This is a genomic window from Pseudomonas sp. PvP100, from assembly GCF_017833055.1.
Lineage (GTDB): Bacteria > Pseudomonadota > Gammaproteobacteria > Pseudomonadales > Pseudomonadaceae > Aquipseudomonas > Aquipseudomonas syringae.
Genome location: NZ_JAFIBO010000001.1, coordinates 1,918,086 through 1,935,123 on the forward strand (window position 1 = coordinate 1,918,086; position 17,038 = coordinate 1,935,123).

27 protein-coding genes are annotated in these 17,038 nt (G+C 56.6%); 15 read left to right on the forward strand and 12 right to left on the reverse strand.

Annotated features, from left to right (window positions below):
- Positions 1 to 120 precede the first annotated feature (120 nt).
- The 7 genes from JOE39_RS07875 to JOE39_RS07905 form a co-directional block, all read right to left on the reverse strand.
- A complete protein-coding gene (locus JOE39_RS07875; protein WP_210077530.1) occupies positions 121 to 666 on the reverse strand; it encodes a hypothetical protein in 546 nt (181 codons plus the stop codon).
- The gene (locus tag JOE39_RS07880) at positions 663 to 1,283 is read right to left on the reverse strand and encodes a recombination protein NinG (RefSeq protein WP_210077529.1); all 621 of its coding nucleotides are present in this window, start codon (positions 1,281 to 1,283) and stop codon (positions 663 to 665) included. The genes JOE39_RS07875 and JOE39_RS07880 overlap by 4 nt, the downstream gene beginning before the upstream one ends.
- Positions 1,280 to 1,750 (reverse strand): hypothetical protein, encoded by a 471-nt coding sequence (locus JOE39_RS07885; RefSeq protein WP_210077527.1) that lies wholly within the window; start codon positions 1,748 to 1,750, stop codon positions 1,280 to 1,282. The genes JOE39_RS07880 and JOE39_RS07885 overlap by 4 nt, the downstream gene beginning before the upstream one ends.
- Positions 1,747 to 2,544: a hypothetical protein gene (locus JOE39_RS07890; protein ID WP_210077525.1), complete on the reverse strand. Its 798-nt coding sequence runs from the start codon at positions 2,542 to 2,544 to the stop codon at positions 1,747 to 1,749. Before JOE39_RS07890 ends, JOE39_RS07885 begins: the two co-directional genes overlap by 4 nt.
- Positions 2,531 to 3,508 carry a phage replication protein gene (locus tag JOE39_RS07895; protein ID WP_210077523.1) on the reverse strand — a complete coding sequence of 326 codons (978 nt, stop codon included), beginning with the start codon at positions 3,506 to 3,508 and terminating at the stop codon, positions 2,531 to 2,533. Before JOE39_RS07895 ends, JOE39_RS07890 begins: the two co-directional genes overlap by 14 nt.
- 33 nt (positions 3,509 to 3,541) lie before the next feature.
- Positions 3,542 to 3,964 (reverse strand): phage regulatory CII family protein, encoded by a 423-nt coding sequence (locus tag JOE39_RS07900; RefSeq protein WP_210077522.1) that lies wholly within the window; start codon positions 3,962 to 3,964, stop codon positions 3,542 to 3,544.
- A 98-nt stretch (positions 3,965 to 4,062) separates the two neighbouring features.
- Positions 4,063 to 4,272, reverse strand: coding sequence for a Cro/CI family transcriptional regulator (locus tag JOE39_RS07905; protein ID WP_003393103.1), 210 nt, complete (start codon positions 4,270 to 4,272; stop codon positions 4,063 to 4,065).
- An 87-nt stretch (positions 4,273 to 4,359) separates the two neighbouring features.
- Here JOE39_RS07905 and JOE39_RS07910 point away from each other — a divergent pair, with 87 nt between their 5' ends.
- Genes JOE39_RS07910 through JOE39_RS26530 form a run of 4 tightly spaced genes read left to right on the forward strand, consistent with a single transcriptional unit; the run spans position 4,360 to position 5,859 of the window.
- Positions 4,360 to 5,010 carry an XRE family transcriptional regulator gene (locus JOE39_RS07910; RefSeq protein ID WP_065087804.1) on the forward strand — a complete coding sequence of 217 codons (651 nt, stop codon included), beginning with the start codon at positions 4,360 to 4,362 and terminating at the stop codon, positions 5,008 to 5,010.
- 45 nt (positions 5,011 to 5,055) lie between these two features.
- Positions 5,056 to 5,295, forward strand: coding sequence for a hypothetical protein (locus tag JOE39_RS07915; protein ID WP_016567843.1), 240 nt, complete (start codon positions 5,056 to 5,058; stop codon positions 5,293 to 5,295).
- Positions 5,296 to 5,329: 34 nt separating this feature from the next.
- Positions 5,330 to 5,641, forward strand: a complete 312-nt coding sequence (locus JOE39_RS26525; protein WP_065087805.1) for a hypothetical protein — start codon at positions 5,330 to 5,332, stop codon at positions 5,639 to 5,641.
- Positions 5,638 to 5,859, forward strand: a complete 222-nt coding sequence (locus JOE39_RS26530; protein ID WP_065087853.1) for a hypothetical protein — start codon at positions 5,638 to 5,640, stop codon at positions 5,857 to 5,859. Before JOE39_RS26525 ends, JOE39_RS26530 begins: the two co-directional genes overlap by 4 nt.
- Positions 5,860 to 6,051: 192 nt before the next feature.
- Here the strand turns inward: JOE39_RS26530 and JOE39_RS07920 are convergent, their stop codons facing one another.
- Positions 6,052 to 6,597 carry a hypothetical protein gene (locus JOE39_RS07920; protein WP_129112388.1) on the reverse strand — a complete coding sequence of 182 codons (546 nt, stop codon included), beginning with the start codon at positions 6,595 to 6,597 and terminating at the stop codon, positions 6,052 to 6,054.
- 223 nt (positions 6,598 to 6,820) lie between these two features.
- Positions 6,821 to 7,084 (reverse strand): DUF1652 domain-containing protein, encoded by a 264-nt coding sequence (locus JOE39_RS07925; RefSeq protein ID WP_210077520.1) that lies wholly within the window; start codon positions 7,082 to 7,084, stop codon positions 6,821 to 6,823.
- An 811-nt stretch (positions 7,085 to 7,895) separates the two neighbouring features.
- Here JOE39_RS07925 and JOE39_RS07930 point away from each other — a divergent pair.
- From JOE39_RS07930 to JOE39_RS26300, 9 genes are all read left to right on the forward strand, one after another.
- Positions 7,896 to 8,675: a hypothetical protein gene (locus JOE39_RS07930; RefSeq protein WP_099266020.1), complete on the forward strand. Its 780-nt coding sequence runs from the start codon at positions 7,896 to 7,898 to the stop codon at positions 8,673 to 8,675.
- Positions 8,676 to 9,223: 548 nt separating this feature from the next.
- Positions 9,224 to 9,514 (forward strand): hypothetical protein, encoded by a 291-nt coding sequence (locus JOE39_RS07935; RefSeq protein WP_162868490.1) that lies wholly within the window; start codon positions 9,224 to 9,226, stop codon positions 9,512 to 9,514.
- A 20-nt stretch (positions 9,515 to 9,534) separates the two neighbouring features.
- On the forward strand, positions 9,535 to 9,942 hold the full coding sequence (locus tag JOE39_RS07940; protein WP_210077518.1) for a hypothetical protein: 408 nt from the start codon (positions 9,535 to 9,537) through the stop codon (positions 9,940 to 9,942).
- Positions 9,939 to 10,130 carry a hypothetical protein gene (locus tag JOE39_RS07945; RefSeq protein WP_016567834.1) on the forward strand — a complete coding sequence of 64 codons (192 nt, stop codon included), beginning with the start codon at positions 9,939 to 9,941 and terminating at the stop codon, positions 10,128 to 10,130. Before JOE39_RS07940 ends, JOE39_RS07945 begins: the two co-directional genes overlap by 4 nt.
- On the forward strand, positions 10,127 to 10,297 hold the full coding sequence (locus JOE39_RS07950) for a hypothetical protein (RefSeq protein WP_210077516.1): 171 nt from the start codon (positions 10,127 to 10,129) through the stop codon (positions 10,295 to 10,297). Before JOE39_RS07945 ends, JOE39_RS07950 begins: the two co-directional genes overlap by 4 nt.
- 322 nt (positions 10,298 to 10,619) lie before the next feature.
- A complete protein-coding gene (gene recT / locus JOE39_RS07955; protein WP_210077515.1) occupies positions 10,620 to 11,507 on the forward strand; it encodes a RecT family recombinase in 888 nt (295 codons plus the stop codon).
- Positions 11,504 to 13,171 (forward strand): YqaJ viral recombinase family protein, encoded by a 1,668-nt coding sequence (locus JOE39_RS07960; protein ID WP_210078649.1) that lies wholly within the window; start codon positions 11,504 to 11,506, stop codon positions 13,169 to 13,171. The genes recT and JOE39_RS07960 overlap by 4 nt, the downstream gene beginning before the upstream one ends.
- Positions 13,168 to 13,530: a hypothetical protein gene (locus JOE39_RS07965; RefSeq protein WP_210077514.1), complete on the forward strand. Its 363-nt coding sequence runs from the start codon at positions 13,168 to 13,170 to the stop codon at positions 13,528 to 13,530. Before JOE39_RS07960 ends, JOE39_RS07965 begins: the two co-directional genes overlap by 4 nt.
- An 81-nt stretch (positions 13,531 to 13,611) precedes the next feature.
- Positions 13,612 to 14,013: a hypothetical protein gene (locus tag JOE39_RS26300; protein WP_245227531.1), complete on the forward strand. Its 402-nt coding sequence runs from the start codon at positions 13,612 to 13,614 to the stop codon at positions 14,011 to 14,013.
- Here the strand turns inward: JOE39_RS26300 and JOE39_RS07970 are convergent.
- Together JOE39_RS07970 and JOE39_RS07975 are read right to left on the reverse strand one after the other, a co-directional pair.
- Positions 13,923 to 14,174: a hypothetical protein gene (locus JOE39_RS07970; protein WP_024683690.1), complete on the reverse strand. Its 252-nt coding sequence runs from the start codon at positions 14,172 to 14,174 to the stop codon at positions 13,923 to 13,925. The genes JOE39_RS26300 and JOE39_RS07970 overlap by 91 nt on opposite strands.
- 140 nt (positions 14,175 to 14,314) lie before the next feature.
- Complete coding sequence (locus JOE39_RS07975; RefSeq protein WP_210077513.1) at positions 14,315 to 14,983, reverse strand: hypothetical protein; 669 nt, start codon at positions 14,981 to 14,983, stop codon at positions 14,315 to 14,317.
- A gap of 151 nt (positions 14,984 to 15,134) precedes the next feature.
- Between JOE39_RS07975 and JOE39_RS07980 the strand changes: the two genes are divergently transcribed.
- Together JOE39_RS07980 and JOE39_RS07985 are read left to right on the forward strand one after the other, a co-directional pair.
- On the forward strand, positions 15,135 to 15,482 hold the full coding sequence (locus JOE39_RS07980) for a hypothetical protein (protein ID WP_002553171.1): 348 nt from the start codon (positions 15,135 to 15,137) through the stop codon (positions 15,480 to 15,482).
- A gap of 29 nt (positions 15,483 to 15,511) precedes the next feature.
- Entirely contained in the window at positions 15,512 to 16,327 is an 816-nt protein-coding gene (locus JOE39_RS07985) for a DUF2303 family protein (RefSeq protein WP_210077511.1), read from the forward strand.
- Positions 16,328 to 16,382: 55 nt separating this feature from the next.
- Here JOE39_RS07985 and JOE39_RS07990 read toward each other — a convergent pair whose 3' ends face one another.
- Positions 16,383 to 16,982, reverse strand: a complete 600-nt coding sequence (locus JOE39_RS07990; RefSeq protein WP_210080209.1) for a hypothetical protein — start codon at positions 16,980 to 16,982, stop codon at positions 16,383 to 16,385.
- Positions 16,983 to 17,038: the final 56 nt, after the last annotated feature.

Consider the following 17,038-nt stretch of genomic DNA (forward strand, 5'->3'; position numbering starts at 1 on the left):
TACAGGTAAATTCGAGACATAAAAAACCCGACTCAGTGGCCGGGCTTCTTTGTCGTCAATCCCCTACTTGCGCAGGAATGACAGGATTGGGTGAATAATGGCTCACTGGATCAATCACCGTCAAGCGCAATCTGCAATCAAAATGCCTTCAGCCTCCAAAATGTGCTGAGCCTCGGTCAGAGCCATGTCAACCATGCTCTCCAGCCCCTTGCGAATATCACGCCTCCACCGCTCCTGCGTTTTGATCGGGTGCGGGTCGTCGCTCCAGTTGTCCATCTCGTACCAGGTGGCTGGAAGCACATTTGTGCTGCGCTTACCTTCAACGCCAGGCAGCTTTGGCATGGCCCAGGTGACGATCGCGCAGTGACGAAACCTCTCAGGCGCCGGCGACCGGTACTGTTTAGTGATTTCCGTGATCGCCGCGTGCTTGCGGTCAGTGTGAGTTGAGAATTTCGCCACCAGCGCTCGCCAGTGTTCTGGGCTCAGTGCCTTGTGCAGGCGTCCGAACACCCAGCAGTCGGTCAGGAACGCAGCCTCCTTACCGACAATCTCACCCTTTTGTTTTGCGCATTGGACCTTCGGCTCGAAATCACACCCTCCAGCCGAGTTGATGGTTTCCGCGGCCAGAGCCCGGACCACTGCCGCTACAACGTTCCGATACATCATGCCGCTTCTCCTTTCTTCAATTCTCTGGTCAGTGCCCGGTACTTGGCTGTCAGGGCTTTCAATTCTTCGATGGTGTACTTCTGGGGCTCATGAGGGCCTTCGAGCCATTCCACGTTGACAATGCCGATGCGGCGAACCAGCCCAGCCCGGTAATTCACCAGATCGCCAGACTTGTGCGTGTTGCACGGCGCGCATTGCCTCCATACGTTGAGCGGTTCGAATCTCAGGGCCGGGTGACCGCCGACGGACCGGTAGTGCCCGGCGTGCCACTGGCCGTTGTGATGCCGTCCGCAGCTCACGCATGGCTCGCCCATGTCGCGATGACGGACCCACTCGTTGAACGCCTGCTGGGTGTCCTTCATGTGGTCGCTGCGGGACTTCAGTTTCTCCTTGCGGGCCTTGATTTCTTTGCGCTCGATATCAGCCAGCGCCTTGCGAGCCTGCGGAAGGTTCTCGGCGGGCATGGCAATGGCGCAGGCTGGTCCGCAGACCTTTTGCATCGGGCGCAAAGGCAGGAAAACTTCGGAGCAGTGGGCGCACTTCTTGGCACGTGGAGTGCGCTGGGGAATGCCACTGGCCTTGAGTGGTACCTTGCGTTGCAGTGAGGTGCGCTTCATGCAGCTGCCTCACCGATCAGGTCACCGAAAAAGACGCCCAGCGCCGTGAACTCGGTCAGGATGCGGTCGGTGTACGCGATGCCCTGAGCGCGATTGAACAGGCTGGTGACCGGGAAACCGTCTGGCCCCAACAGCTTGTTGTCGCCCATCAGGTCGAGCTTTTCCTCGTAGCTCAGGTGTTTGGTGGTCCGGTACCAGGCCGCGCGGTAGTCCTCGTCCTCATTGATCAGAATCTGAATGCCATGGTGCAATTTGCAGTACTTGCGCGCCTCGCTGGCGTCGCCGATCTGGGTCATCTCGGATATGCGCTTGTAGAAGGCGAACCACAGGGCGTTCTGGTCGAGCGTGCGGTCCTTGCCCGGGCGGAGCGACACCACGACGAACTTCTTGTCGCGGAACATCGCCGTCATGCGTGTGACGGCTTCGGTGAGCTTGGATTGACAGTTCACGCTGATTTTGTCGGTCATAACTCCGCCCTCTTCGATTGCAATTCCTCGGCCTGCCGCTGGAGCAGCGCGAGGCGTTCGGCCAAATCATTGGCGGCCTTGATCTTCAATTCGTGCCTGCGCCTGGCCGAGGCCTTGCTCATTTCGCGCATGCTGTCTCTCACCGCCTGAAGCTTTTCGCGAACGTCCGGGCTTGGGTTGGCAACCTGCCCGGTGATCAAGCCAGCAATGGCCTGGCCGTCCTGCGTGACGGGCACCACGTTCAGATCAGCCAGATACACCTGCCCACGCGCTTGCGGGATGCGCTGCATCTGCACGGCCTTGGTGATCGCCTCGACACGGCGATTGGCGTCGAAGCCGACTGAAACGCGCCAGTTGACGCCCTTCTGGTCATTGCGGGCCTGAGCCACAAGTCGCTCGTAGGCGCTGATGAACGCCATGCGTGCGCCGATCTTGTCACCTGCATCGAGAACAGGCTTCGCTGCGGCCAGAGCGACCTGGATCTCGTCGGTAAGCACGACCGTCTCGTATTCGTCGTTGGTCGTCATGGCGATGGCCCATGCCTCGTCCTTGCCCGGGCGACCGTCGGAAGACTGGACGCGCTGGAGGATGTCGGCCATGGCCAGCTTTCCCTTCACTTCGAAACGGCAGGCCTTCAGCGCGGCTTTGACTACCGGCACCGAGTAAGCACACAGGTCTTCAGCCATGATCGCTGCCGTGCCGGGATTCATTTCCTGACCCATGGCTTCAGCAGTTGCGCAGATGGCGGCCGCCAGTCCTGCGACCTGCTGATCGTTCATTTCAGAGGTATTCATTGCGGTCACCTGCTTGGCGTTTGGCCAGAACCATCTGGGCGGCCTGCTCCGCTGCGGATAGATTCGCCTCAGTCCTTTCCATCTGGCGCGCAGTTGTGCCGTTGACGCGCTGACCGGTTACCCACTGGGTGTGATAACTCTCAGCGTTTGCCAGCAGCTCGTTGAGGCTGTGGCATTTGCGCAGAACGGCGGCATCGCTGGTTTTCAGGAAGTGGGCAGCGACGTGGTGAGCGACATCAGCGCCAAGACGGTCGACCAGTTGGCCGAGCTGACCGCCGACCTTGGCGTTCCACACCGGCCAGGCGCTGTAACGCTTGCGGTAGGCCATGGCGTAATTCGCCCAGACCTTGAAGGTTTTGCAGGTTCGATCTTTCGGCCCAGGCATATCGGTGGGAATCTCAACCCGTGGCGTGTCGGCGCGATCGTCAACCACAGCCAAACCGCAGGACTGACCCGGCTCGCCGGGAGGGTCTTGCAAGTCCTGACTTGTACCCTGATTGGTATCCTGATTACTTGTATCCTGATTTGTCGGAGATTTTTCCGACCCTTGCCCGGATTTTTTTCCGACCTTGATCGGATTTTTCTCCGAGGTAGCTCGGATTTTTTTCCGAGCCTTGCCGTCTGGTAGGGTCGGATATTTTTCCGACCCGTCGAGCTTCTGATTCCACTCGACGGCCTTTGCTGTCAGACGAAAAAGCGTAATATTTGAAGTGCTGGAAAGCTCAATCAAACCCGCCTCTTCCAGAGCCTTCAACATGCGGTAAGCGGTATCAGGCTTGTCAGTGAGCAGCGGAAGCTCCTCGATGATCTTCGCTTTGCTCAGCGCAAAGAAAATCCCGCCATCGGTCTTGATAGGCTTGGTCCAACTGGGGCAACCGTAGACGAAGGCAAACAGTAGGGCCTGCTGAGAATTCAGCCCCCACTCCAACGCCTTCACCTGATTGATCGTGACGGTGTACTGCATATCAGGACTTCCCGACCTTTTTGGTCCGGCTCATCAGGCAGCCTTCAGAGATTCGCGAAGCACCTGAAGCGCGTCGATCGCTTCTTGAATGGCTTTGTCACCCTGGGCTTTTTCGTGCTGGCTGATGTGGTTGTCGATGGTGGCGTCGTAGACCAGGCGCTTTACGTCACCCGACTCGGCGGCGAGATGTGCTAAGGCCGCGAGCAGTGGTTTCGGCACAGGCCGGTGACGCGCAACGACATCGCAACCGAACTCGTCAGCAAGGGCCTTCAGCGGACGCAAGTCATTCGTGTGCAGCAGAATCCCGAACAGGTGCTCGATCGTCAGGTGATGAGCATCGTTGTCTGGGTTGGCGCGCTGAAGCAGGCTCACGTGAGCGACTCCCATTTTCGCTGCCAGGCTCTTGGCCTCGTTTTCGAGCACTGCGCTCTGGCAGGACCGCAAGAAATTTTCCATTCGTAAAACCTCAGATTTGTTTCAGTGGTGGCGAACTGCGTGGTACAGCAGAATCCGACTCACGCTCTGGTCACGACTCAGCCATTGGTTGACTTGGGTTACGCGGCTGATTTTCTAGGCTGAACAGCACAGAGCTGGCGCGCAGTTATCTGTCCGCCGGTGAGCTCTTCAGCCAAAAATGCTTTGTTCGCACCCATGGCGTGCGTGCCGTTGAACCAATAGGAAACGGCGGCTTGGGATACGCCCAGTGCTGCGGCGGTCTTTGCTTGCCCGCCAAAGAACTCGACGAGCTTTTCAATGGGGGTCATAGCGTCAACTCCTGATAAGCATGCTTATATCTTATTGATAAGAAGGCTTATTTGCAAGCATATAAGGGACCTTATAAGTTGCTCTGCATGACTACACTTGCCCAAAGACTGAAACTCGCTCGAGCGCACGCCAAGATCACCCAGCGAAAGCTGGCGGAGCTCGCGGGCGTAGAGCAGCCCGCTATATCCCAAATGGAAAGCGGAAAGACGCTCAAGTCCGCGCATCTCGTCGCGCTGGCCAAGGCTTGCGGCGTGAATGCTGACTGGCTTGCCACCGGTACTGGTCAAATGGCCAGCGAGCCGTCAAACGTGGAGATAGTCGAACAGCCCTCGCGCATGTACCGCTACCCTGTAGTGAGCTGGGTCGCAGCCGGCGAGTGGTCGGAAGCGGTTGAGCCTTATGCGCCAGGTGCTGCTGATGAATACGACGTGTCTGACTACAGGGCCAAGGGCCCGGCGTTTTGGCTGGTGGTTAAAGGGGACTCGATGACGGCCCCTACTGCCCCTTCGATTCCAGAGGGCTCACAGATACTCGTAGACACCCGGGCAGAAGTACTCCCAGGCAAGCTGGTGATCGCGAAGCTGGCAGGCAGCAACGAGGCGACGTTCAAGAAGCTGGTAGAAGATGGCGGCGTCAGATACCTGAAGCCCCTGAACTCTGCCTACCCTACAGTGCAGTGCGCCGAGGACTGCAGGATCATCGGCGTGGTGGTCAGGTCGCTAACGAAATTTGCATGAAACCCGAGTCATATGGCCCGGCGGGAATTCGTAGGAGTACCAGTCATGGGATTGACGAAGCCGAATCAACAATTGGCACGCGACCTACAGGGCCTCGCCTCTGACTTGAAGTGGTCGGCCGTGGAGTTGCTGCGGATCGTCGAGCGATTGAGCCTTGCGGGTAACGAGCCTGATGCCCAGGCCATCCTGAAGATGATAATTCTGTTCCAGGCCGACGAGGACAAGCTGGCTGGGTATGTAGATGAGGTTAGGCAAGGACGGATTGTACGGGAACGATCTGAGTAGCCGGGTCATCTGGTCTATCATTATGGAATGTGAAATGAATGTCTTTAAAGTCGCGGTCCTGATAGTCGTTTCCCTTATTGTCTCAAGCTGCGCCAGCAAGCCAAAAACTGAATACGAAAAAAAAATCGAAGCGATCCCAATGCCAGCGACGGAAGCCGAGAGAGCTGAGCAATGTCGGGCAGTTCAGGATCTCGCAAGATCGGCTTTTGTGGACGACGCGCTTCACCGCGCCCAGCGCACAGACCCCGGCCCTGGCCTCCCGATTTACGATGAGTCTGTATATCCAGCGCTTATGCGACGCCATCATGCAATGAATTGCCCTAGCTTTAATTTTCTAAAGTGGTGAGCGCATGGCGAGAACAGGGTTTCTGGAGCAAGGCCGGGGCCATCGCCTGGCTGGCGTTACTCATGATGATTCCTGGCGCTTCCGACTCGGCCTGGTTGGGCGGAGGATTATCCGGCCGCAAGCGGGTCTTCAGTTCGGGCTTCGTCGTATTGTGCGTTTTCGTGGCTGTGGTTGAGCTGATAGCGCTGGATCACTTCTATGGTATGCGAGTGCGGTGAAGATACGGCAGATAGTGCGTGTGCGGCCTGGGTAGGCCGGGTAATCTGGTATGGCGGTCCGTTAGTAGCACCCATTCAGGAGTCTTTATGAGAAACAGGATGTTGGTAATTCTAGCGGTGGCAGCCATGCCAGCCCTCGCCTCTGACAAAGCTGGCAGGTCCCTAAGATGTAAAGGCTCCGTATGAGGAAATCTATTTTTTTTCGCAACTACTCGACGGGACTTCAGCGATAGGGCCGGGCGTCTCTAAAGCGGAGAGCAGTCGAATCACTCCGCCGCATCTCCCGTCATGTCGGTCAAGATACGCCTCATAATCTTTACCTGCCTCAGGAGTAAATACTCGGGTAGGTGGCACACAAAACGCTTGGTCGGTGACCATTTTCATCAAGACTACAGAAGGGGCTCCTGCGGGGATAACAAACTCTGAGTACGACTCGCCATAGCTCAGATGATCGCTCCTCCATGACGCAGGCATTCCTATGCTTCGTTTGGTGTGTTGTCCTATGGTGGAATTGACCTTATCTGCAACGGTATAGCCGTAGGCAAAAAGAGGTTCTTTGCTCGAAGCGCAGCCTTGCCCAGGATTGATTGCGACGGGCAAACCGTTGTTTCCGAAAAGACGGATCCTTGCAGAGGTTGCCTGATCGTAGGGCTGCTCTTGTATAGGCTGCTCATAATTAGTAGAACCGCAGCCACTAAGCAACAGCGCAGAAAAAAGGGTCAGCAATCGGATGTTCAAAAACAACTCCTTGGTTCAGATATCAAACCGTTATCGGCAAGTTTTTGAATACCTAAATGTCCCTGCCGACGCAATCGGAAAGCAAGCTTTAGAGTATGGCTTTAAGGGGGGCTCTGCGCCTACCGATGCATCAGGCGAGCAAAAATTGCAAAGCTTCCGGGGCAGCATGGATGGGTGCCTGTTTAACATCACAAGATGTGTTGAGCAGACGCTTACTTTCGTTTTACCCCTCCCACGCCCTCTGCTGCCGGTCAGACGCAAGCCTCCTCAGCCTCATATCCCCTTTCACCTCAATTACGAGCCCGACGATATCCCGGATCGTCACCAGCGCCGCAGTATCGATGCCTGTGACGGTGAACTCCTCCGCCTCGCTGCTCGTATCGAACACCTGGATCGTCATTGACGCGTCAGGAGCTATCACGCATACGCACTTCATTGGCAAAAACGCTGCCTCTATGCAAGGCCTCAGATCCATTGGGGAATTCATTCGGTCCATCCTGGTTGCAAGCCAGGAGAATTCCTGAGGCCTACGTTGCGCCGAGTGTAGTTGGGATATTGGATAGTGCTGGGGTTATGCCCGATCCACCCTAAATGACCTCTGGCCCTCGCGCAGCCCGCCCTTTCTGATCCGACCTGACCCGCCACTGAGCGGGGTTTTTTATAGACTAGAAAAATAATATAAGCATGCTTATTGACCAGAAAGATAAGTGGGCTTATATTTTGCTCATCGAGACGCGAAACAGCCCCTCAACAGGCCCAGCGGATCGATCCGCTCTTTAACAGCCCGCGCAACAAGCAACAGACCGCATTGCCTCTACCGGCGACCGGCGATCAGACAGCCCCGAAAGGCTGCCCACGACAGGGAGAACCCTGTACGGCTGACGATGGTGAAACGCCTTGACCGAGTGAATGACCCGGCAAGCAATGCGCCCCGCGAATCCCAGCGGCAGAAGGGAGAGACACCGATTTGAATTAGCGCTCCGAGCTTCGGCTATGAGGAGCGCCGGACCTCATGCGATGTGCCTTAAAACTCAACCAGGCACAGGGCTGCACGTCGCATGTTGCATATGCCCGACGACCACAACAGCAACGCTGATCGAGCTGATGTGAACAGGGAAGCCCGCAGCCACGCCACGATGCCGAAACCTGCAATCAGTGAGCGGGGATTAGGAACCAGAAGCAACCACACCGCTGACGTAGTACCCCGGCCTGTCGCCAGTAGCGAGGCCGGGATTTCACCGATTGGCCTTGGCGACAGGGCCAGATGGGAAATCACCATATCCAGCATGGAGCATCAAATGACCGAGCAAACCCTTCAGCAACTGCTGGCCGAGCGCGTCAGCACCTACGCCCTATCAGATCGCCCTCGCGAGCTGATCGATGAGGGCATCGACAAGATGTTTAAAAGTGTCGTCGAGGATGCTTTCAGGTCCTACGGCACCATAGGTGAGTCAATCAAAGCAGCGGTAAAAGAAGCCTTTCCGGCAAATGTCACGGACATGTTTGAGCTTCAGCGCTACAACGCGTTGATCGCCAATGCATTGCGTGAGCGCTGGGAGGCTGCCGGCATGGAATCGGCGATCATGAAACAGGCCGATGCATCCATCACCGAGGTATTGACCGGTGAGGGCCTGCTCACAGGTGAGATTTCGCTGAAGGATTTGCTCGAAGCGTTTATTGAGGAACACAAGGAAGAGGCAGCTGAAGAGAGGTGGAGCGCGCCTGAGATTCGCATCACCGAGGATGACAGCCATTCTCGCAAGTTCTACCACATCTACTTCGACGCGCAGCCCGAAGGTGAAAATCGGTACAGCTTTAACAATGAACGCCGCAGCGACTACGGCCTGAAACACAACCTGCATGTGATGGTTGAGGGCGAGCGGGAGACTGGCGACCGCTGGAGGCCGAAGGTTGAATTCGGGAAGGTCTACAGCGCCCAGCTCGACGATAAAAAAATCTCGGTGAAGATGGAACTGCGCACGAAATGGGAGCGAATTCTCGCCTCGCTTTATTTTGGCGACGCCGTCCTGTTGATCGATTGCGAGGAAAGCGATTTCTCGTATGGATTCGACGACTGAACAACCAGCGCCAGCGTCAGCCTGACGAAAACTGCCCGATCCCTGTCATAGCGCCAGGCTGCATCGGAGTGTGATCTGCATATTCAATAGCGAGGCATCGTGAATGGGTATGAGCCGGGTAGCTTAAAAGTAAAGCCCAGTGCACGGGAGTTGAGGGTGCAAGACCCTTCTCGGCGCTCAGATCACACCCCGATGCGGATGAGTACACACCGCGAAAGCGGCCCCCTGCGTCAACCCTTGGGAATCAACACGGCGGTGGAAGTCCGCGCTGGAGACGTAACCAGCAAAGCAGATGCGGCGTTGAAAGCTGGGTTGAACGCTTCGGCGGCCCTGGAGAAACGCGGTTAAAAGGCACCAGCTTTGGCTGGTTGCTCCTCCGAGCGGTCGTGCCGAAAGGCTCCGCTCTCGCCGGATTCGCGCCCGGCCATCTGCCCCCGCCTCCCAAACCCCGAACCTCTCCGACTGAACCCTCTCCGGTGCCTGTATGGCCTCTAGCCGTTCTTGAGTGTTCAGTCGAAGGGGTTCACTGATCAAGGAGCATGAAGCTCATGGCTCGAACCAAATACACAGTTGAAAAGGTCCTGTATTTCGCCAACCAGAAAAGCGCGCTCCACGTAGGCCCGAACGAAGAGAAGATCGATTCAGACCTGCACAGGACGGTTCAGGCTCTCGTAGAGAAAGGCGACATTCACCTGTGTGGGACAGACGACTCTGGCGAGTATTTCAAAACCACCAAGTCAGGCGAAATTCATCTTCTGAAATTGCAGATCGCTTGGCGCAAAGCTCATCAGAAAGACGTCGCTGACCATCAGACGGCACTTACCTTGCTAACCGCATAATCCAGCCCCTGGAGACGACCATGAACGCAGCAGCAAAGGTGTTGCCTCTTGCGGGCGCGTCAGTAAAGCAACTGACGCCCGCCGAACGACTTTGGGTTGCAAACAGTGCGCACGCTCTGGTGCACGGCGACGACATCAAGTTCAAACGCCGCCTGCAGGAGCCCCAAGGCGTCACGTTCGAACGCTTCCTGATCGCGGTCGATGAGTTCGCCATGGAGAAGCTCGGCGCCTCTGGTGCGAGCCAGTCAGCGCTGGGGCGTCTGGTCTACATGGCCAAGTTCGGTTCACCCGCCTGCGCCAGAGAGGCGGCAGACGCCGTGTTGAGCTGCCCCAACCCTAAAGACACCCTGTTCGAAATCGCAGAGGGACTTTTGCGGCCTTTGGCGGCAGACGGTGTGATCGCTCAGCGCGAGGATGAAGACCTTTGAGCCCGCACATCCTGATCGACGAGGCGCTCGAAACCCTCAAGCACCCCGCCAGCACACGCGGCGAGGTTGTTTTGGTCCAGCAGATGATCACTAAGATGATGACCGACGAGCTCATCACCCTTGAAGAGTTTTCCCACTATTGCAGTCGCCTGCTGAGGCACTGCCAACAGCGCAAGGAGGCGGCATGAGCCAGCCAATCGTTAAATCCCTCATCGATGAGCAACTTGACGAGGTGAAAGCCCGCGCCCAAGTACGCGGAACGATCACCTACCCCGTCGGCATGCGAGTTGCTGACCTGCCCTACCCGATCAAAGCTGACTGGCTCAAGCGTCGGCCGGTGGGTGGACGGTCATGACCCGCAAACAACGTCAGTTGCGTATCTACACCTGGCGAGGCTCATTCGTCGTGCTGTCCCTCGCAACAGCCTGGATGCTCGCCAGCGCCTACGCATCGCACCTGACATCATGAGGCGACCATGCGGAACAAGTATCCCGGCATCTGCTACCGCTGCAATCAGCCAGTAGCCGTCGGCGCTGGCCACTTCCATAAGCACGGCGGCAAGTGGGCAACGCATCACGCCGAGTGTGCGATCAAAGCCCGGCAGGCAAAGCTACAGCCTCAGCAGTAACCCCTTCCCTATTCAATCGCTGCGCCCGCATGGAGCGCGAGGATTTCCTATGTCCGCAAGAAACGTTGCGTCCGTATCGCACGAGCAGAATTTGCATGTGCTTCCGCATGCCGCCACTTCGACCAGCGCCTTGGTCCTCGACGGCGACAGCCTGGACAAGATGATGCGCCTGGCCGAGGTCATGGCGACCGGGCGAGCAACTCTACCGAAGCACTTCAACGGCAATTCCGCCGATTGCCTGGCCGTCGTCATGCAGGCCATGCAGTGGAGGATGAACCCCTTCGCCGTCGCACAGAAAACCCATCTGGTGAACGGCGTGCTGGGTTACGAGGCGCAACTGGTCAACGCCGTCATCACAACCTGCGCACCTGTGGTGGATCGCTTGCACTACGAGTGGTACGGCAACTGGGAAAAGGTCATCGGCAAGTTTGTGATCAAAAACGGCGACAAGGGTGAGTACCGGCAGCCAGGCTGGAAGCTTGCCGACGAGGAAGGCCTGGGCGTGAAGGTTTGGGCAACGTTCCGCGGTGAAGACGAACCGAGGGTACTGGAGCTGCTGCTGGCCCAGGCGCGCACACGCAACAGCACGCTCTGGGCCGACGATCCTCGCCAGCAGCTTGCGTACCTGGCAACCAAACGCTGGTCCCGCCTCTACTGCCCGGACGTGATTCTGGGCGTTTACAGCCCAGATGAGCTGGAGGAAAGCGCCCCTCGGCACCGTGATGTTTCCCCGCAGCCAGAGCAGCAAGGGTCCGAGCTTCCCGCATACGAGGACGACAAGTTCAAAATGATGTTTCCCAAATGGCAGGAGGGAATCGACACCGGAAAGACCGACACCGAAAGCCTGATCGCCTTCTTGGAATCGAAGTACACCCTCAGCGCCGATCAGATCGACCGAATCAACAAGATGGCTCCTATCGCCGGAGAAACCGCATGAAGACGCATAAAGTCACCCAAGGCAGTGCCGAATGGCACGCACTCCGCGCCAACTATCGCACCGCCTCTGAAGCTCCGGTGATGATGGGCGCGTCCAAGCAGATGAAGCGCACCGAGCTGCTTCATGCCAAGAAGACCGGGCTCGACCGGGACATTTCGTGGTGGGTCCAGAAGTACTTGTTCGACAAGGGTCACGAAGCCGAAGCGCTGGCCCGCCCGATTCTTGAAGGTCGAATCGGCGAAGACCTGTTCCCGGTTGTGGGCACCGAAGGCGACCTGCTGGCCTCCCTCGACGGCTGCACAATGATGGGCGAGATCGTTTTCGAGCACAAAATGTGGAACGAGCAGCTCGCCGCCGACGTGCGCGCAGGTGATCTGGATGCGCATTACTACTGGCAGCTGGAGCAGCAACTGCTGGTGTCCGGTGCCGAGAAAGTGATTTTCGTTTGCTCGGACGGGACCGAAGACAACTTCGTCTCGATGGAGTACTTCCCGGTGAAAGGTCGGGCGGCGAAGCTGGTCGCCGGCTGGAAACAGTTCGAAGTCGATCTTGAAGCGTATGAGCCAACTGAGGCCGTGGTGGAGGCAGTTGGGAAGACTCCGGACGCGCTGCCAGCGCTGCGCATCGAAGTAACCGGCATGGTCACTGCGAGCAACCTGGAGCAGTTCAAGGCGCATTCGCTGGCCGTGTTTTCGGCGATCAATACTGACCTACAGACCGACCAGCACTTCGCTGATGCAGAGAAAACAGTGAAGTGGTGCGGCGAGGTCGAGGAGCGCCTGGAAGCGGCCAAGCAGCACGCGCTGAGCCAGACAGAGACAATCGACGCCCTCTTCCGCACCATCGACGAGATATCGGAGCAGGCCAGACGCAAACGCCTTGAGTTGGACAAGCTGGTGAAAGCTCGCAAGGTGGCCATTCGCGAAGAGATCGTGCTGAAAGCGAAAGCAGCGCTGCGTGATCATCTGGACAAGATCAACACCTCGTTCGGCGGCAAGGTGCGGCTGCCGGAGATCCCCGCGGACTTCGCCGGCGCGATCAAAGGCAAAAAAAATATCGCCAGTCTGCGTGACGCCGCCGACTCTGAACTCGCCCGGGCCAAGATCGAGGCCAGCCAGATCGGCGACGGTATCCGCGCCAACCTGGAAAGCTTGCGCTCGCTCGCCGTGGATCATGCGTTTCTGTTCAACGATGCTCAGCAGATCGTGCTCAAGAACAATGATGACCTGGTGGCCCTCATCAAGGTGCGGATCAACGAGCACAAGCAGGCCGAGGAAGCGAAAGAGCTTGCGCAGCGTGAACGTATTCGTGCTGAAGAATCAGCGAAGCTTGCGGCTGCGGCTGCGGCAGAAGCAGAGCGAGTCGCTGAAGCTGAAAAAGCGAAAGCCAACGCGCCTGCGCCGCAAGCCGCTGAGGCACCCAAACCAGTCGAACAACCAGCTCCGAGAATGTCGGCCGTCGCACCATCCGCGAAGGTACCGCCCAAGCCGACAAAGCTTGAAGCCAATGTCACCGACCTTCATGCGCTGGTAAAAGCCGTCTACGAAGGTCGTGCGCCGATATCGGTCCTCACAGTGAACTGGGGCGCGCTGGACGACCTTGTCCACATTCAAGGCGCTGACTTCCAAATGGACGGAGTAACCATCACGCAGGTGGCAGCATGATGACTACCGAACTGAGCGCCATCCAGCGCAACAGTGCCAAATCATCCGAGCTGGCCGCCGCGGTCAGAGAATTCCAGCGCAGCGGTGGCACGGTATGCGATCTTGGCTCATGCAGGATTGCGCCCCGCCCACCTCGTAAAGAGCCGCAGCCCCGGCAGCCACGTTACAACGGCGCGGATCACCGGAAATATGTCGAGGAAGAGGAAGACCTGAAACTGCTTGAGCGAATCAAGGCGATGCGCGACCTGGGCGTCAGCCACTTCCAAGCCGAGAAGCAGACCGGCATCAACCGCACCGTCATCAGGCGAATCGTTCAGAAGTACAGCCTGGACTACCCCAGCAGCAGCCGGGCGAAATGAAGCGCCTGCAAATGCGCGTCGGCCACGGCAGACGCCAGCAACACATTCACTTGCCGCCCAGCGGCTACACGGAGCTGATAACTGGCCCTGACCCAGAAACAGCGGGACGAGAGGACAGCGCTTAAGCGGCAGAAGGCCGGGGAAGAGGAATTGCGACTCAGAGTGCGGCCTGGCACGAAGCAGGCGCTGAGTGAGCTGATGGACTGGGCTGGCATCGAAGAGCAGGCCGAGGCCATGACCTTGATGATTCACCACCTTCACGCGCTTGGCCCGGTCGAAGCGCTGCGGTTTCTTCGGGTTGCGCGCCACGAAATCAAAGTGTCGCCAGTTTTGGCGCGGAAGTTGGAACTCGCATATCAGAGGGGGCAATGCGGATTAGCCGGGAGGACTAGCTACTCTGGTGCGACCACGAACAAGCAGTTGTGCTGCCCGTCAGTAACCATGAACCGACCGTCGCCCGAATCATTAGCGGTCCCCAGATAGCGACCTTTCATATCGTACATTTCGTCGCCGTCGAAACGGTAGATAAGCACGTTTGATGGTGAGCGAACAAACTCGTCCTGGTCTATCCGGCCAATGGGAAGCTGGCCCGGTACGCGCCCTTGAAAAACGTTGTAGCGACCACTGCTGAAATCGATAGCCATTACTGCTCCTTTGATCCGGCTTCATACCGGCTAAAACTCAAGCCAAAAGTTAATAAAATTTCTACCCAGAGTAAAAGTTACGAATAATACTTATCTAATCTTTAGCTGAAACCAACCAGAAGAGAAATTATCCTCAAATTCTATCTGGGAGTTTGGATTGACCTACAAAATGGGATAAGGCCTACATCATTCAAAAGTACCGGACTGATCGGCTTGCCAGAATTATTGATCCAGATCGCTCGTATTTCATGCTGCCTGGCAAAGTCTGACTCTTTAATCAGTGCCGGATGTATACCCCAGTTCTTCCCGTTCCATACTTCATGACGCGGCTTATAAACCACTTCTTCAATGGTCAGGAGTCGTGCAGAAACATGCATATTCAGCGTAGACGTGAGCCTTTTATAAAACCCCAATACGTCGAAAATCTCAACGCAAGAATCTGCCCCCTCGAACTGCTCTAGAACTTGCTGAGAATATTCAGATGAAATGCAGTGCACAAAACAATCGGGATGATCATGCTCTTGAATCATGGAAAAATCAGAAATTTGGATATCCACGCTTTCATCAAAGCTTATTGCATTGAAATGCTTCAAAGCTTCAAAATGCTCAGCATGCTGCACCCTATCTCTTGCATAATCGATATGATGACTTACTGTTTTTCTTCCTTCGTTTCGATCAGATATCCCAGATTTGTGCTCATTTTTTCGAAAGTCGTGAAGAGTGCCCACTCTTACGCCACCTAGAGCCAATAACGAGTCGTTGTGTTTCTTTCCTGAGTATCTATATCCCGACTGCATAGAAATCTCCATCCGGCTCCATGCCGGTCATCATCTATAGCTCACACCTAACCAATTTGCCACTACCGGCACGAACAATTGCGCTTGCGATCGCGCACTGTTCACCGTCGTCCTCTTCAACTCGAAATCCCATCCAATGGAATCCCCCCCCGGAGAAACAACCATGTCGAAACCGACAGACACCAGTGAATTCCTCAACGAACTGAATGGCGGGGCTTTCGCCAGCCAGATCGGCCACGCTCTGTCCGAAGTTGCCGCCGGTGTCGTCGACCACGGCAAAGCCGGGAAAGTGGTCATCACCCTGGACTTCTCCCAGATCGGCGAGTCCAGCCAGGTGAAGATCAAACACAAGCTCGACTACAAGGTGCCGACCAAGCGAGGCACCCGCAGCGAGAACACCAGCCTCGACACGCCAATGCACGTTGGCTCCGGCGGCAATATCACGCTGTTCGCCGAAAAGCACGACCAGCTGTTCACGCGTGACGATGCACCTATCCCACGCCGCGACTGATCATCCTCCCACCAAGCGAGACCTGAAATATGTCCCTCACGAAAGAAGCAATTCAACTGATCACCGATACCGCGCTGATCGCAGACGGCAAAGAGCTGAACACCGTCACGCCTACCATCGTGCTGCCCGAAGGCGCGAAGATCGTGAACCTTGAGCAATTCGGCGCAGGTCGCAGCCGCTTCCGTGGCACGTTCTCCACCAACTCCCTGGCGGACTTCGCTAAATACGTGTCCGACCGCAAGGTGGCCGACGCAAAAGGCTTCATCAATCAGGACGAAATGACCTGTTCGGTTCTGTTCAACCTGGGCAACGAAGAAGTGCCAGGCCACGCAGATGATCGCGCTGTGCTGAAGCTCAAGCCCACCGCTGCCTATCAGGCCGTGCAGGCCATCAGTGGCCGGGCCATGTCGCAGAAGGATATGAGCGACTGGATTGAAGACTGGCACAGCACCCTGTCGGCGGTCGGTGATGAGCTGCAGAACATCCCACTGGCCAAAGCCATCGCCGCCGTGCGAACGATCACGGTCAAGGCATCGTCGGAAAGCGATCACACCGTCAGCGAGACACGCGCCAGCCGCAGCGCAATGGATGCCATCGAGGCGACCAGCAAGGAAACCTTGCCCACGTCGCTGATCTTCTCGGCCGTGCCGTTTGAAGGCCTGCAGATGCGCGAAATCATCCTGAGAATCTCCGTCATCACCAGCGGCGCACAACCGGTGCTGAAACTGCGCTGGGTGGGCGAGGACGTGCAGCGCGAAGAGATAGCGCAAGAGTTCAAGTCTGTGCTTGAAGCGAAGGTAGGTGATGCAGCTCAGCTGGCGCTGGGTGCCTTTGATCCGAAGTAAATAGAGTTAAAAACGCCCCGGGTGGTTAGCCTGCCCGGGGGTTTGAGATAAACCCTCAACCACCCAACATGGTCATGATTGAAGCTCCAATCGTAGTAAGCGACTCAACTTTTGGCAGTGAGGCTATAAGACGCTTGACTATGGTCTTCTTGGGAGCGGGTGAATCAAGCTGAGACTTGATCTCGTCAACGACCTCAAGCGCTTCAAGTCTTTCAGGCCCCTCAAGGTCAAGCGTTTCAACTTGGGCCCTCAGAGCCGCAACTAGATCAGAGATTTCACTATTTGAATTCACTGTGTTTGTGGAGTTATCTACGCTTTGGTTGTTGACGCGGGCGTTGTCGCCATGGAAGTTATAAATGGTGCTATGGCTAACTAGCTCGGCTTCTGCTTCTCCCATGCGTCTCACGGACATTTGATAATGGGCCTCGAAATCCATCACGGCCTCATGGAATCCTGGCTCTGTGACTTCGAGCGTTTCAGTTCCGCCGTTGGACATGTGCCGGATTATAAGGTCTTTGGGCTCAATGAAAATTGATGAGTCCCAAAGAAAGACTTTTCCCTTTTGCACGCTGGCCTTCAATCCGTCAAATCGTTGGCCATTTGTTTTTAGGACCGAAATGCTGTCCTTTGCGAAATCATTAAACATCCCACGCATCACGTTCCCATCCTAGTCAGTGTCACCCGGCCTAATGCCGGGCCCTGCTATCAATA

Coding starts and splice junctions, on each gene's coding strand:
- JOE39_RS07915 (WP_016567843.1), top strand. CDS start 5,056: ATGGGATTGACGAAGCCGAATCAACAATTGGCACGCGACCTACAGGGC.
- JOE39_RS07935 (WP_162868490.1), top strand. CDS start 9,224: ATGGCTCGAACCAAATACACAGTTGAAAAGGTCCTGTATTTCGCCAAC.
- JOE39_RS07990 (WP_210080209.1), bottom strand. CDS start 16,982: ATGCGTGGGATGTTTAATGATTTCGCAAAGGACAGCATTTCGGTCCTA.
- JOE39_RS07985 (WP_210077511.1), top strand. CDS start 15,512: ATGTCCCTCACGAAAGAAGCAATTCAACTGATCACCGATACCGCGCTG.
- JOE39_RS07890 (WP_210077525.1), bottom strand. CDS start 2,544: ATGAATACCTCTGAAATGAACGATCAGCAGGTCGCAGGACTGGCGGCC.
- JOE39_RS07960 (WP_210078649.1), top strand. CDS start 11,504: ATGAAGACGCATAAAGTCACCCAAGGCAGTGCCGAATGGCACGCACTC.
- JOE39_RS07980 (WP_002553171.1), top strand. CDS start 15,135: ATGTCGAAACCGACAGACACCAGTGAATTCCTCAACGAACTGAATGGC.
- JOE39_RS07895 (WP_210077523.1), bottom strand. CDS start 3,508: ATGCAGTACACCGTCACGATCAATCAGGTGAAGGCGTTGGAGTGGGGG.
- JOE39_RS07950 (WP_210077516.1), top strand. CDS start 10,127: ATGAGCCAGCCAATCGTTAAATCCCTCATCGATGAGCAACTTGACGAG.
- JOE39_RS07880 (WP_210077529.1), bottom strand. CDS start 1,283: ATGAAGCGCACCTCACTGCAACGCAAGGTACCACTCAAGGCCAGTGGC.
- JOE39_RS07875 (WP_210077530.1), bottom strand. CDS start 666: ATGATGTATCGGAACGTTGTAGCGGCAGTGGTCCGGGCTCTGGCCGCG.
- JOE39_RS07905 (WP_003393103.1), bottom strand. CDS start 4,272: ATGACCCCCATTGAAAAGCTCGTCGAGTTCTTTGGCGGGCAAGCAAAG.
- JOE39_RS07975 (WP_210077513.1), bottom strand. CDS start 14,983: ATGGAGATTTCTATGCAGTCGGGATATAGATACTCAGGAAAGAAACAC.
- JOE39_RS07885 (WP_210077527.1), bottom strand. CDS start 1,750: ATGACCGACAAAATCAGCGTGAACTGTCAATCCAAGCTCACCGAAGCC.
- JOE39_RS07970 (WP_024683690.1), bottom strand. CDS start 14,174: ATGGCTATCGATTTCAGCAGTGGTCGCTACAACGTTTTTCAAGGGCGC.
- JOE39_RS26525 (WP_065087805.1), top strand. CDS start 5,330: ATGAATGTCTTTAAAGTCGCGGTCCTGATAGTCGTTTCCCTTATTGTC.
- JOE39_RS07910 (WP_065087804.1), top strand. CDS start 4,360: ATGACTACACTTGCCCAAAGACTGAAACTCGCTCGAGCGCACGCCAAG.
- JOE39_RS07900 (WP_210077522.1), bottom strand. CDS start 3,964: ATGGAAAATTTCTTGCGGTCCTGCCAGAGCGCAGTGCTCGAAAACGAG.
- JOE39_RS07925 (WP_210077520.1), bottom strand. CDS start 7,084: ATGAATTCCCCAATGGATCTGAGGCCTTGCATAGAGGCAGCGTTTTTG.
- recT (WP_210077515.1), top strand. CDS start 10,620: ATGTCCGCAAGAAACGTTGCGTCCGTATCGCACGAGCAGAATTTGCAT.
- JOE39_RS07930 (WP_099266020.1), top strand. CDS start 7,896: ATGACCGAGCAAACCCTTCAGCAACTGCTGGCCGAGCGCGTCAGCACC.
- JOE39_RS07965 (WP_210077514.1), top strand. CDS start 13,168: ATGATGACTACCGAACTGAGCGCCATCCAGCGCAACAGTGCCAAATCA.
- JOE39_RS07940 (WP_210077518.1), top strand. CDS start 9,535: ATGAACGCAGCAGCAAAGGTGTTGCCTCTTGCGGGCGCGTCAGTAAAG.